Source organism: Nocardioides mangrovicus (assembly GCF_003674065.1).
GTDB lineage: Bacteria > Actinomycetota > Actinomycetes > Propionibacteriales > Nocardioidaceae > Marmoricola > Marmoricola mangrovicus.
Genome location: NZ_RDBE01000007.1, coordinates 111,109 through 123,475 on the forward strand (window position 1 = coordinate 111,109; position 12,367 = coordinate 123,475).

Consider the following 12,367-nt stretch of genomic DNA (forward strand, 5'->3'; position numbering starts at 1 on the left):
GCGCGATGAACGAGAACGTCAACGTCCCCAACGCGCTCACCACGCTGCGCATCGTCATGGTGCCGTTCTTCGGGTGGGCGCTGCTGGTGCACGACGGTCACAGCACGGGTTGGCGCTGGGTGGCCTGGGTGCTGTTCGGACTGGCGATGATCACCGACAAGATCGACGGCGACCTGGCCCGCAAGCACGATCTGATCACCGACTTCGGCAAGATCGCCGACCCCATCGCCGACAAGGCGCTCACCGGCATGGCCTTCATCGGGCTCTCGATCATCGGTGCGCTGTGGTGGTGGGTCACGATCATCGTGCTGGTGCGCGAGTGGGCGGTGACCTTCGCCCGGCTCTCGATCGCCAAGCACGTCGTGATCCCGGCCAAGCAGAGCGGGAAGTACAAGACGTTCCTGCAGGCCATCGCGCTCGGCGGCTTCGTCGGCCCGTTCCGACCCGATGGCTTCTTCCCGGACTTCTCGGTGCTCTCCTCGGCCTGGGACTACGTGGGCGCCGCGATCTGGCTACTCTGCGCCGTCGCCATGGCCGGCGCGTTCGTGCTCACGCTGACCAGCGGCTACGACTTCGCCCGCGACGCGATCAAGCAGACCCGGCAGGCCCGCGCCGCGAAGGCCTGAGAGGCTCGATCTGCAGCGCCGGCAGCCCGTCGATGCTCTCGGCGTTCTTGGCCGCCCAGTAGGTCGCGAAGTACTCCTCGTCGCGGCGCTCCTGGGACAGGTCGAGCACGTCGCGGTCGGCGACGTACTGCATGACCGGGACGGACCAGCCGCAGGAGTCGGCGATACGGTCGCACTCGACGACGATGATCGAGCGCTGCCCGATCTGGCGGGACTTGGCGAAGCGTGGGCGCAGCTGCGCGAACTCCTCGTCCTCGGGCACCACCACGCGCCCGGTGCCCTGCAGCCGCACGATCCGGGGCGGCCCGTCGAACGCGTTGAACATCAAGGTGATCCGGCCGTTCTCGCGCAGGTGCGCGATCGTCTCGGCTCCGGACCCGGTGTAGTCGAGGTAGGCCACCGACGTCTCACCGAGCACGGTGAAGGTGCCGGCCATGCCCTTGGGCGAGGCGTTGACGTGCCCGCCCTCGGCCGGCGCGGTGGCCACGACGAACATCGGCTGCGCGAGCAGCCAGCCCCGCAGCCGCTCGTCGATGCCCTCGAAGACCTGCCCCATCACGCGATGGTCTCACTCCTCACCCACCGTCCTGGGGGCGTGCTGGAGTGCCATCGCGGCCTCGACGAGGGCGAGGTGGGAGAAGGCCTGGGGGAAGTTGCCGGTCATGCGATCGGCGGCGGGGTCGTACTCCTCGCTGAGCAGGCCGACGTCGTTGGCCAGGCCGACCAGGCGGCGCATCAGTCGCTGGGCGTCGTCGACACGGCCGGCGCGCGCGTAGGCGGCGACCAGCCAGAAGGAGCAGGCCAAGAAGGGGTTCTCGTCGCCCGCGAGGCCGTCGACGCCGGACTGGGTGCGATAGCGCAGCAGGAAGCCGTCGCGCATCAGGTCCTGCTCGACGGCGGCGATGGTGCCGAGCATGCGGGGGTCGCGGCCGTCGATGAAGCCGACGGAGGGCAGGACCAGGAGGGAGGCGTCGACCTCGGTGGTCTCGTCGTGCTGGACGAAGGTGTTGCGCTCGGGGTCGAAGCCGCGGCGCATCACCGTGTCGTGCACCTTTTCGCGCAGCGTGCGCCACCGCTCGACTGGTCCGTCGAGTCCGAACTCCTCCACGGCCTTCACCGCGCGGTCGAAGGCGCACCAGACCATGACGCCGCTGTGGGTGAAGTGTCGTTGCTTGCCGCGGATCTCCCACAGTCCGTGGTCGCGCCGGTCCCAGTGCTGGGCCAGCTCCTCGACCAGCGTGCGCTGCAGCGCCCAGCTGTCGGTGGTCTCCTGGATGCCGGCCCGGCGGGCGAGGTCCAAGGCGGTCATCACCTCGCCGAGCACATCGGACTGACGCTGGCGAACCGCGCCGTTGCCGATGCGCACCGGAGCGCTGCCGAGGTAGCCCGGCAGGTGGTCCAGGGTGCGCTCGGGCAGGTCGCGACCGCCGTCGACGGTGTACATGATCTGCAGGTCCTCGGGGTCGCCGGCCACGGCGCGCAGCAGCCAGTCGCGCCACAGCTCGGCGGCGCTGCGCCGGCCGGCGGAGAGCAGCGCGTGGAGGGTGAGGGAGGCATCGCGCAGCCAGACGTAGCGGTAGTCCCAGTTGCGCTCCCCGCCGATCTGCTCGGGAAGGCTGGTGGTGGGGGCGGCGACGATGCCGCCGGTCTCGGCGTGGGTGAGCATCCGCAGCGTCACCAGGCTGCGGATCACCGCGGGGCGGAACGGCCCGGTGTACTCGCACGCGTCGGCCCAGGCCTGCTCCTCGGCGATGGTCTGCTCGATCCGGTCGTCGAAGGTGAGCAGTCGCGGCACGGGCAGGTGCGAGGGCACCCAGGTCAGCGAGAACGTCAGCTCGTCGCCCTCGTTGACGGTGAACCGGTCGCGGTGCTCGGTCCCGTGGTCGCCCTCGGCGGCCACCGGCATCCGCGGGCCGCGGAGCACGATCTTGTTCGGGCCGGCGACGGCGATGATCAGCTCGCGGTCGCCGCGCCGCTCGCGGTGGACCCACGGCCGCACCCGGCCGTAGTCGAACCGCACGCTCCACACGTGGCGCATCGCCATGCTGCCGGCGACGCCGCGGATACGCCGGACGACGTCGGCCCGGTCGTCGTTGACGGGCATGACGTCGGTGACCACCACCGTGCCCGTGTCGCACCGGTAGGTGGTCTCCAAGACGCTGGTATCGCCGACGTAGCGGCGCTCGGTCTCGTGCTCGACGTCGGGGCCGAGCAGCCACCGGCCGTGGCGCTCGTCGCCGAGCAGCGCGGCCAGGCAGGCCTCGGAGTCGAAGCGGGGCAGGCACAGCCAGTCGACGGACCCGTCGCGGCCCACCAGGCAGGCGGTCTGACCGTCGCCGAGCATGGCGTAGTCCTCGATCGGCAGCGGCACGGAAGAAGCGTACGGCGCGCCTCGTCAGTCACACTGGTTAACACCCGTAACGTCACGGCGCGTGACTCGCCGTCTTCCCCGCGCTGCCGTGCCGGTCGTGCTGGTCGTCGCCGCCGTGGCCCTGGCGGTGGTGGGCACCCTGCTCGCCATCCCGGCCAACGCCACTCCCGCGACCGCCGGCCCGGTCAGCAGCCAGGGCACCTGGTCCCCGCGCGACAGCACGGTCTTCAACTACCCGCTCTCGCCGCGCAGGCGCGATCACTACCGGATCCGCAACACGATCATCCATGCCATCAAGAACTCCCCGGCGGGCTCCTCGATCAACCTGACCACGTTCACCTTCATCGACGACCACATCGCCGACGCGCTGCTGGCCGCGGTGCGTCGCGGCGTGAGCGTGCAGATGCTGGTCAACTCCAAGAACTCCGCGTTCTCCGAGCCGCTCAACCGCTACCGCGCCGGCCTGAAGAAGATCCGCAAGCACCTCAAGCGGTCCACCGGACGCGGTGGGCCCAGCTTCGTGCGGATCTGCCAGCACTCCTGCCGCGGCCGGTTCGGCAACCTGCACACGAAGATCTACCTGTTCAGCCAGGTGGCGACCGCCCAGTACGTGAGCATGGTCAGCTCGGCGAACCTCACCGACTTCGCCGCCGTGGGGCAGTGGAACCACCTCGACACCGTCGTCGACCAGGCCACCTACGCCCAGCTGCTCTCGGTCTTCGACGCGATGCGGCTGCGCAAGCCGCAGCCGTTCCGGGCGTTCCGCACCACCAAGCTCGACGCCTGGGTGTTCCCGCGCATGGGCACCACCGCCGCCACCGACCCGATGATCAAGCAGATCAAGCGGGTCGGCTGCACGCTCCCGGCGAGCACGCCCGGTGGTGCGCCGCGCCGCGCCGTCATCCGGATCGCCATGTACGCCTGGTTCGACACCCGCGGCATCGCGCTGGCCAAGGCGGTGCGTCAGAAGTGGAACCAGGGCTGCGGCATCAAGATCATCTACTCGATCATGAACTGGCAGTCGCTGCAGATCCTGCGCAACCCGGCCGGTCGCGGCATGATCCCGATGCGGCGCGACGTGACGCTCAACGGGCTCGGCGACGTCGTGGACTACAACCACAGCAAGTACGTCGCCCTCAACGGCACCTTCAACGGCCAGCCCGCGAAGGTGGTCTGGAGCGGGTCGATGAACTTCACCCAGCTGGGCATCCGCAGCGACGACATCATCGTCCGGATGTCGGGGCAGCGGGTGCTGCGCGACTACCTGACGAACTTCGGTCGGGTGTGGAACGGACCGGCGATCACCATGCCGCCGCATGTGAACGCGCCTGCGAAGACCACCAAGAAGCACAAGACGAAGAAGTCGTGACCGCTGCCGACGTCCACCGGCTGCTCGCCGAGCGCGGGCAGACGCTGGCGACGGCCGAGTCGCTGACCGGCGGTCGGCTCGCCTCGCTGCTCACCGACGTCGCGGGTGCCTCGGCCACGTACGTCGGGGGAGTGGTCAGCTACGCGACCTCGGTCAAGGAGCAGGTGCTCGCCGTGCCGGTCGAGGTGATCCGCGAGCACGGCGTGGTCAGCGCCGAGTGCGCCCGCGCCATGGCCGAGGGCGTACGCGGGCTGGTCGGCGCGGACCGCGCGGTGGCCACCACCGGCGTCGCCGGTCCCACCGAGCAGGAGGGCAAGCCGGTGGGCACCGTTTTCGTCGGGCTGGCCGGGCCGGAGGGCACGGAGGCGATCGCCCTGCACCTGTCCGGCGACCGCGAGGCGATCCGGCAGCAGACCTGCGAGGCGGCGCTGGAGGAGCTGGTGGCAGCGGTCAGTGGCCGCGGCCGCTGACCACGTCGGCGATGCGGGCCACCGGCGAGGTGGTGGTGCGGCCGGCCTGCTCGGCACGGTCGGCGTAGGAGTACGCGCGGTAGAGCCCCATGACGCCGAGGTAGCGCAGCGGCTCGGGCTCCCAGCGGCGCACCCGGTGGTTGACCCACGGCAGCGCGGTGAGCTCGGTGCGCCGGCCGAGCACCAGGTCGCGCAGGGTGCGCCCGGCCAGGTTGGTCGCCGTCACGCCGGTGCCGACGTAGCCGCCGGCCCAGCCCAGCCCGGTGCGCTCGTCCAGGCCCACGGTCGCGTGCCAGTCGCGGGGGACACCGAGCACGCCGGACCAGCTGTGCTCGATGCCGACCCCGGTGAGCACCGGGAAGAACGTCTCGAGGATGCGGCGCAGCTGGGCGACCGTGCGGTCGGGCGTCCGACCCGCGGCGTCGAAGCGGGAGGCGTAGCGGTAGGGCACGCCCCGTCCGCCGAGCGCGATGCGGTCGTCGGCCGTGCGCTGGGCGTACATGTAGGCGTGGGCGCCGTCGCCGAGCGTCTCGCGGCCCGCCCAGCCGATCTCCTCCCACGCCGACGCCGGGAGGGGCACGGTGACGATCATCGAGGAGTTGAGCGGCAGCCAGGTGCGCCGCAGCCCGCGTAGCCGGGGGGTGAACCCCTCGGTGGCGCGCAGCACGTGCCGCGCGGACACGACACCGTGGTCGGTGTGGGCGCGGCCGGGACGGATCTCCAGCACGCGGGTCTGCTCGTAGACCTCCGCGCCGCGGGCCGCCACCACCTCGGCCAGCCCGCGGACCAGCTTGGCCGGGTGCAGCCGCGCGCAGTGCGGGTGCCAGATCGCCCCCGAGGCACCCTGGACGCCGACCCGCGCGCGGGTGGCCTCGGCGTCGAGCCACTCGACGTCGGTGCCCGGCCGCGAGGACATCGAGCGGTGCAGGTCGTGCAGGCGGTGCAGCTGCGGCGTCCCGCGCGCGACGGTGAGCTCGCCGCCGAGGTGGATGTCGGCGTCGATGCCCTCCGCCGCGGCCGTCTCGACCACGGTGCGGACGGTGTCGTTCATCGCCGCCTGGAACGCCTCGACCGCCGCGTCGCCGTGCGTGCGGCGGTACTGCTCGACACCGCCGGTGATCTCGTTGGTCAGCCAGCCGCCGTTGCGCCCCGACGCCCCGAACCCGGCGTGGTGCTCCTCGACCACCGCCACCCGCAGGTCGGGCGCCGCCTCGCGCAGGTAGTAGGCCGTCCACAGCCCGGTGAGCCCGCCGCCGACGATGCAGACGTCCACCTCGAGGTCGCCGGGCAGCGGCGCGCGTGGCGCAGCGGCGCCCACCGAGCGCCACCAGTGCGAGAGGTTCACCGCGCGTCCCGGGAGTGGACGACCTCGCCGCCGACGAGGGTGTGGGCCACCTCGGTGAGGCCGACCTCGGCCAGCGGGTGCTCGAACGGGTCGCGGTCGAGCACGACGACGTCGGCGACCTTGCCGGCGACCAGCTCGCCGGAGTGCTCCTCGTCGTGGTTGAGGTAGGCGGTGCCGGCGGTGTGCGCGGTGATGGCGTCGGCCAGGCTGAGCGCCTGCTCGCCGAGGAAGGCCTCCGCGTAGCCGCCGTCGGCCTCGACCAGCGCCCGGTTGACCGCCACGTGGACGATGGCCAGCGGGTCGGCCGTGCTCACCGGCCAGTCGCTGCCCGAGGCCAGCCGCGCGCCGGAGCGGTGCAAGGCGCCGAAGGGGTACTGGTGCCGGGCGCGCTCCGCACCCAGGAACGGCACGGTGAGCTCGTCCATCTGCGGTTCGTGGCAGGCCCAGTAGGGCTGCAGGTTCGCCACCACGCCGAGCTCGGCGAACCGGGGCACGTCGTCGGGGTGCACCACCTGCAGGTGCGCCAGCGTGTGGCGGTGGTCGTGCTCGCCGTTCGCCGCGCGGGCCGCGGCGACCGCGTCGAGCGACTCGCGCACCGCGCGGTCGCCGAGGGCGTGGAAGTGCAGCTGGAAGCCCAGCGCGTCGAGCCGCACGCTGGCCTCGGCCAGCAGCTCGGGCGGGACGAAGCTCTTGCCGCTGTTGGCCGTGACGCAGCCGCAGCCGTCGAGGTAGGGCTCGAGCATCCCGGCGGTGAAGTTCTCCGCGACGCCGTCCTGCATGATCTTCACGGCCTCGGCCCGGAAGCCCGCCTCGGCCGCGCGGGCCCGCTTCTCCACCAGCTCCTCGATCTGCTCCAGGCCGCGGGTGCGGTCCCACCACAGCGCCCCGACGACGCGGGCGCGCAGCCGTCCGCTGCGGGCGAGCTCGAGGTAGGCGGGAAGGATGTCGGGCACGTCGTTGCTGGCGCCGACCATGGCGTCCTGCCAGCCGGTGACACCCCAGGCCAGCAGCCGGTCCTGCGCGAGGAGCAGGGCCTGCTCGACGTCGCCCTGGCTCGGCTTCTCGACCAGGTCGGCCACCAGTCGCATGGCGCCCTCCTGGAGGGTGCCGTCGGGCTCGCCGTCCGGGGTCCGCTCGATGCGTCCGTCGGTGGGGTCCGGGGTGTCCCGGGTGATGTCGGCGGCCCGCAGCGCGGCCGTGCTGACCCAGGCGGAGTGACCGTCGCGGCTGGGGAGGTAGACCGGCCGGCCGGGCGCGACGTCGTCGAGGTCGCCCGCCTGCGCGATGCCGCCGGGGAAGGCCTCCATCGACCAGCCGCCACCGGTGATCCACGCCGCGGCGGGGTGCTCCTCGGCGTACGCCCGGATCCGGGCCAGGTACTCCTCGCGGCTGCTCAGCCCGCCGAGGTCGCAGGCCAGCATCTCCAGGCCGGCGTGCACCGGGTGCACGTGACAGTCCTGGAAGCCGGGCACCACCAGGCCGCCCGCGGCGTCGATCACCGTGGCTCCCTCGCGCTCGGCGTCGGCCCCGCCGACGGCGACGATGCGGCCGGCCTCCAGCAGCAGCGTGTCGTGGACGATCCCCGCCGGGGTGAACAGGTGGCCGTCGACGATGGCGACGCGCGGGCTCCTCACGCCGCTCACGCTAGTGCCCGCGCCCGGGGGCCGCTCGCGCGCCGGTCACACGGCTGAGAGGCTGGGCCGGTGGAGCTGCAGGAGGTCGCCGAGGGGCTCTACGCCGGCCTGCCCGCGGACTTCACGCCGGCCCGCACCGCCGCGGAGAAGCAGGCGAAGGCCGAGGGCGACAAGGAGCTGGCGACGGCGCTGAAGGCGCTGCGCAAGCCGTCGGTGGGAGCGTGGGCGGTGAACCAGCTGGTGCGCCGGGAGGCCGACCAGCTCGACCAGGTGCTGGCCCTGGCCGAGCAGCTGCGGGCGGCGGCCGAGGCCCTCGACGGCGCCGAGCTGCGCGCGCTGACCAAGCAGCGTCGTCAGCTCACCAGCGCCCTGACGACCCGAGCCCGCCAGCTCGCGCTGGAGCAGGGCAGCCGGCTCACCCCGGCCGTCGCCGACCAGGTCGAGGCCACGCTCAACGCCGCGCTGCTCGACGCCACCGCGGCCGACGCCGTCCGCACCGGGCTGCTGGTCGCCACCCTCGCCGCCACCGGCGTTGACGACGCCGACCACGCCGCGGCCGTCGCCATCCCCGAGGCGATGGGCACCCGTGCCGCGCCCGCCGCGGCACCTGCGACGCCGCTGCGCGCGGTGCCCGACAACCTGGCCGTCAAGCGCGAGGCGGCCCAGGACGCCGTCGCGACCGCGCAGGCCGAGGTCGACGTCGCCGAGCGGGCCCGGGTCAAGCAGCAGCGTGCCGTCGAGAAGCTCCACGGCCGCCGGCTGCAGCTGCGCGGTGAGGTCGACGAGCTGCAGCGGCGCATCGACGACCTCGAGGAGCAGGCCGACGAGCTCGAGGACGAGATCGAGGTGGCCGAGCAGGACGCCGAGGACGCCGAGAGCGCCCTCGAGGACGCGCAGACCGAGCTGGCCGAGCGCGAGGCCGCCCTCAGTCGTCTGTGACCTGCTGCTCCTGCCGGTGCTCCTCGGCGATCGCCTCGTGGTGGCGTACCACCTCCGCGACCACGAAGGTCAGGTACTTCTCGGCGATGGCGGGGTCGAGGTGGGCCTGCGTGGAGAGCTGTCGCAGCCGGTCGATCTGACGCGCCTCCCGGGCCGGGTCGGCCGGGGGCAGGCCGTGCTGGGCCTTGTACTGCCCGACCGTGCGCGTGAGCTTGAACCGCTCGGCCAGCAGGTTGATGAGGGCGGCGTCGAGGTTGTCGATGCTGCCGCGCAACCGGTCCAGCTCCTCGGGCACGCCCGACGACGACGCGGTCATCGGGCCTCCCGCAGCAGCTCGAGGACGACCCGGTCGACCCAGCCGTCACCGACCCGCATCTCGTAGTTCGACGCACCCACCCAGGCGTCGAAGTCGTCGTAGCCCAGCGCCTGCGCGCGGTCGAGGAGCTCGTCGGCCAGCTCGGGGGTGACCGGTACCTTCTCCTCCTCGGTCGAGGCCGTCAGGTAGAGCGCGTGCAGGTCCACCAGCCGGGCCAGCTCGGGGATGGGCTCGGGGTGGTCGTCGACACGCAGGTCGACCGCGACGTCGTCGAGGCCGTCGTAGCCGGCGCCCTCGCGCACGACGAGCAGTGCGGCCGACTGCCGGCCGCGCCGGTCGCCACCGGCAGCGTCGCCGGCGGCGAGCGCCGCCAGCAGCCGGTGGACCAGCGCCTGACCGGTGCTGGCCTCGTAGGCCTCGCGCATCTGCTCCACGACCTCGGGGCCGGCCAGGATGTTGCCCTGCACGGCGAAGCCGCCACCCTCGGTGGAGCCGGAGAGCCCGCCCGCCCAGTCCAGGCAGTCGGCGCCGGTGAAGGTCGCGGCGTTGCCGTCGGAGTCGACGATGCCGGCCTGCCGGTGGGCGCGGCCCTCGTCGTCCTCCAGCAGCCGGTCGAGCGCGACCTGGGCGGTGGCACCCTCGTCGAGCATCGCCAGCCCCAGCGGCTTGTAGGTGACGTTGGCCGAGGCCTGGGTGGCGAGCGCGCCGATGCCGGCCACCGCGGCCGGCACCGCCGATCCCACGGCCAAGAACTTCGAGGCGACCGCGACGCCCCACTCCGGCTCACCGGTGGGTCCGTCGTCGGCCCTCGCCACGATCGAGAACGTCATGCCTGCAGAATCTAGCCGTCGGCCCCCGTCCGGTTCTGCACAGACCTGCGGCCCCGGTTGCACGCTTCCTCATGGTCTGGGCCGCGTTCACCTCCCAGACTGGACCGGTGCTCGACCGCCTGGGCTTCCCCGACGTCCGCCGCCACCGGCGGTTCGTCGCCGCGTTCGGCATCGACGCGCTCGGCAGCGGGGTCTGGCTGCCGATGTCGGTCCTGTACTTCGTGGCGGTGACGCCGCAGAGCCTCGCCCGGATCGGGTTGGCGCTGACCATCGCCAACGTCGTCACCATCCCGTTCGCGCTGCTCGTCGGGCAGCTGATCGACCGCTACGACGCCAAGCGCGTGCTGCAGGTCGGCAACCTGGTGCAGGCGCTGGGCTTCGCGGCGTACCCGCTGGCCCACAGCTGGTGGTCCATCGCGCTGGTGGTGACGGTGCCCTGCCTGGGCCGCACGATGTTCTGGGGCTCCTATTCCGCCCTGGTCGCGGCGGTCTCCGAGCCGGGGGAGCGGGAACGGTGGTTCGGCTTCCTCGGCGCGCTGCGCAACAGCGGGTTCGCGGTCGGAGGCCTCGTGGCGGGCGCGGTGATCACTGCGGACCATCCCGAGCTCTTCCACGCCGTCGCGCTGCTCAACGCGGCCAGCTACCTGCTCTCCTTCGTGCTGCTGGTGCCGCCGCTGCCGGATCGGGGCGTCGCCGCCGAGAAGGCGCCGGCCTCGCCCCACGGGTTCGCCGAGGTGCTGGGCGACCGCGGCTATCGCTGGCTCATCGGCGCCAATGCGGGCTACGCGCTCGGCTCGATGGCGCTCAACGTGGTGATGCCCGTCTACATCGTCGAGGTGCTGGGGCTGCCGGGCTGGGTCTCGGCGGGCGTCTACGTCCTCAACACCGTGCTGATCGGCGTCTTGCAGGGCATCGTGGTGCGCCGGATGACCGGCGCCCTGCGCTGGCGCGTCGTCAGCCTGGCCGCGGTGTTCATGGCGATCTCGTTCGTGCTGCTCTACGGCGCGGGCGAGCTCGCCCGGTGGCTCTCGATCCTGGTCGTGCTGGTGGCCGCCGTCGTCTACACGACCGGAGAGATGGTGGGCGGGCCCGTGCTCTCGACGCTGGCCGCCGAGTCGCCGCCCGAGCACCTGCGCGGGCGCTACCTGGCCACCTTCCAGCTCTCCTGGAACGGCGCCGGCGCGCTGGCGCCGGTGCTCTACCTCTGGCTGCTGGGCATCGACCGGCTGGCGGTCTGGTCGGCGCTGGTGGTGGTCGTGCTGCTGGGGGCACTGTGCGCGGCGCGGATGCGTCGCTGGCTGACCCTGGCCGACCTGCCGGTGGTGAACCGGATCGTGCTCCCCGCCTCCTCGTGATTCCCGCTAGTGTGACCGACGTCCCTTTGAACGATCCAACGAAGGAGCGAGGTCCATGCGCGTCGGAGTGCTCACCGGGGGCGGCGACTGCCCTGGCCTGAACGCCGTCATCCGGGCGGTCGTGCGCCGCGGCGTGAAGGAGTTCGGGTTCGAGTTCATCGGCTTCCGCGACGGCTGGAAGGGCCCCCTGGAGGGCGTCACCACCGAGCTGGGCATCGCCCAGGTGCGCGGCATCCTGCCCCGCGGCGGCACCATCCTCGGGTCCTCGCGCACCAACCCGTTCAAGGTCGAGGGCGGCGTCGAGCAGATCAAGGCCAACCTGGCCGAGGCCGGCGTCGACGCGCTGGTCGCCATCGGCGGCGAGGACACCCTGGGCGTCGCGACGAAGCTGGCCGAGCTCGGAGTCGACGTCGTGGGCGTGCCGAAGACGATCGACAACGACCTTTCGGCCACCGACTTCACCTTCGGCTTCGACACCGCGGTCAACATCGCGATGGAGGCCATCGACCGGCTCCACACCACCGCCGAGTCGCACCACCGGGTGCTCGTCGTGGAGGTGATGGGCCGCCACGCCGGCTGGATCGCGCTGCACGCGGGCATGGCCGGGGGCGCCAACGTCGTGCTGATCCCCGAGCAGCCGTTCGACATCGGCCGCGTCTGCGACTTCGTCGAGGAGCGGTTCAAGAGCCAGTACGCCCCGATCATCGTGGTCTCCGAGGGCGCGGTGCCGGTCGAGGGGGGCGACATGACGCTGGTCTCGGGGGAGCAGGACGCCTTCGGCCACGTCCGGCTGGGTGGCATCGGCGACCGGATCGCCGGCGAGATCGAGCAGCGCACCGGCAAGGAGTCCCGCGCGGTGGTGCTCGGCCACGTGCAGCGCGGCGGCACGCCGACCGCCTTCGACCGCTGGCTGGCCACCCGCTTCGGGCTGCACGCGATCGCCGCGGTGGCCGACGGCGACTTCGGCACGATGATGGCGCTGCGCGGCGCCGACATCGTCCGCGTGCCGCTCAAGGAGGGCACCGGCGAGCTGAAGCTGGTCAGCCCGGAGGAGTACGCCGAGGCCGCGGTCTTCTTCGGGTAGGCGAAGCGAGCGCCAGCGAGCGGACGTC

Annotated in this window: 12 protein-coding genes; 6 read left to right on the top strand and 6 right to left on the bottom strand. The window is 72.5% G+C overall.

What is annotated here, in order from left to right:
• Positions 1 to 5 precede the first annotated feature (5 nt).
• Complete coding sequence (gene pgsA / locus D9V37_RS10010; protein ID WP_121806026.1) at positions 6 to 626, top strand: CDP-diacylglycerol--glycerol-3-phosphate 3-phosphatidyltransferase; 621 nt, start codon at positions 6 to 8, stop codon at positions 624 to 626.
• On the opposite strand, the gene D9V37_RS10015 is transcribed toward pgsA, so the two are convergent.
• Positions 589 to 1,182 carry a pyridoxamine 5'-phosphate oxidase family protein gene (locus D9V37_RS10015; RefSeq protein WP_121806027.1) on the bottom strand — a complete coding sequence of 198 codons (594 nt, stop codon included), beginning with the start codon at positions 1,180 to 1,182 and terminating at the stop codon, positions 589 to 591. The genes pgsA and D9V37_RS10015 overlap by 38 nt on opposite strands.
• Positions 1,183 to 1,194: 12 nt before the next feature.
• A complete protein-coding gene (locus D9V37_RS10020) occupies positions 1,195 to 2,997 on the bottom strand; it encodes a glycoside hydrolase family 15 protein (protein ID WP_121806028.1) in 1,803 nt (600 codons plus the stop codon).
• A gap of 61 nt (positions 2,998 to 3,058) precedes the next feature.
• Between D9V37_RS10020 and D9V37_RS10025 the strand changes: the two genes are divergently transcribed.
• Both D9V37_RS10025 and D9V37_RS20460 read left to right on the top strand, forming a co-directional pair.
• Positions 3,059 to 4,366, top strand: coding sequence for a phospholipase D-like domain-containing protein (locus D9V37_RS10025; protein WP_158604432.1), 1,308 nt, complete (start codon positions 3,059 to 3,061; stop codon positions 4,364 to 4,366).
• Complete coding sequence (locus D9V37_RS20460) at positions 4,363 to 4,836, top strand: CinA family protein (protein WP_198412480.1); 474 nt, start codon at positions 4,363 to 4,365, stop codon at positions 4,834 to 4,836. The genes D9V37_RS10025 and D9V37_RS20460 overlap by 4 nt, the downstream gene beginning before the upstream one ends.
• On the opposite strand, the gene D9V37_RS10035 is transcribed toward D9V37_RS20460, so the two are convergent.
• Together D9V37_RS10035 and D9V37_RS10040 are read right to left on the bottom strand one after the other, a co-directional pair.
• Positions 4,817 to 6,181 (bottom strand): NAD(P)/FAD-dependent oxidoreductase, encoded by a 1,365-nt coding sequence (locus D9V37_RS10035; RefSeq protein ID WP_121806030.1) that lies wholly within the window; start codon positions 6,179 to 6,181, stop codon positions 4,817 to 4,819. The genes D9V37_RS20460 and D9V37_RS10035 overlap by 20 nt on opposite strands.
• Complete coding sequence (locus D9V37_RS10040) at positions 6,178 to 7,815, bottom strand: amidohydrolase (RefSeq protein ID WP_121806511.1); 1,638 nt, start codon at positions 7,813 to 7,815, stop codon at positions 6,178 to 6,180. The genes D9V37_RS10035 and D9V37_RS10040 overlap by 4 nt, the downstream gene beginning before the upstream one ends.
• Before the next feature lie 69 nt (positions 7,816 to 7,884).
• Here D9V37_RS10040 and D9V37_RS10045 point away from each other — a divergent pair, with 69 nt between their 5' ends.
• On the top strand, positions 7,885 to 8,754 hold the full coding sequence (locus D9V37_RS10045) for a coiled-coil domain-containing protein (protein ID WP_121806031.1): 870 nt from the start codon (positions 7,885 to 7,887) through the stop codon (positions 8,752 to 8,754).
• On the opposite strand, the gene D9V37_RS10050 is transcribed toward D9V37_RS10045, so the two are convergent.
• Together D9V37_RS10050 and D9V37_RS10055 are read right to left on the bottom strand one after the other, a co-directional pair.
• Complete coding sequence (locus D9V37_RS10050) at positions 8,741 to 9,070, bottom strand: chorismate mutase (protein ID WP_121806032.1); 330 nt, start codon at positions 9,068 to 9,070, stop codon at positions 8,741 to 8,743. The two genes, D9V37_RS10045 and D9V37_RS10050, sit on opposite strands and share 14 nt — an antisense overlap.
• Positions 9,067 to 9,900 carry a DUF1028 domain-containing protein gene (locus D9V37_RS10055; RefSeq protein WP_121806033.1) on the bottom strand — a complete coding sequence of 278 codons (834 nt, stop codon included), beginning with the start codon at positions 9,898 to 9,900 and terminating at the stop codon, positions 9,067 to 9,069. Before D9V37_RS10055 ends, D9V37_RS10050 begins: the two co-directional genes overlap by 4 nt.
• 107 nt (positions 9,901 to 10,007) lie before the next feature.
• Here D9V37_RS10055 and D9V37_RS10060 point away from each other — a divergent pair, with 107 nt between their 5' ends.
• Both D9V37_RS10060 and D9V37_RS10065 read left to right on the top strand, forming a co-directional pair.
• On the top strand, positions 10,008 to 11,255 hold the full coding sequence (locus D9V37_RS10060) for an MFS transporter (RefSeq protein WP_158604433.1): 1,248 nt from the start codon (positions 10,008 to 10,010) through the stop codon (positions 11,253 to 11,255).
• A 55-nt stretch (positions 11,256 to 11,310) separates the two neighbouring features.
• Positions 11,311 to 12,339: a 6-phosphofructokinase gene (locus D9V37_RS10065; protein ID WP_121806035.1), complete on the top strand. Its 1,029-nt coding sequence runs from the start codon at positions 11,311 to 11,313 to the stop codon at positions 12,337 to 12,339.
• The last annotated feature ends 28 nt before the right edge of the window (positions 12,340 to 12,367 follow it).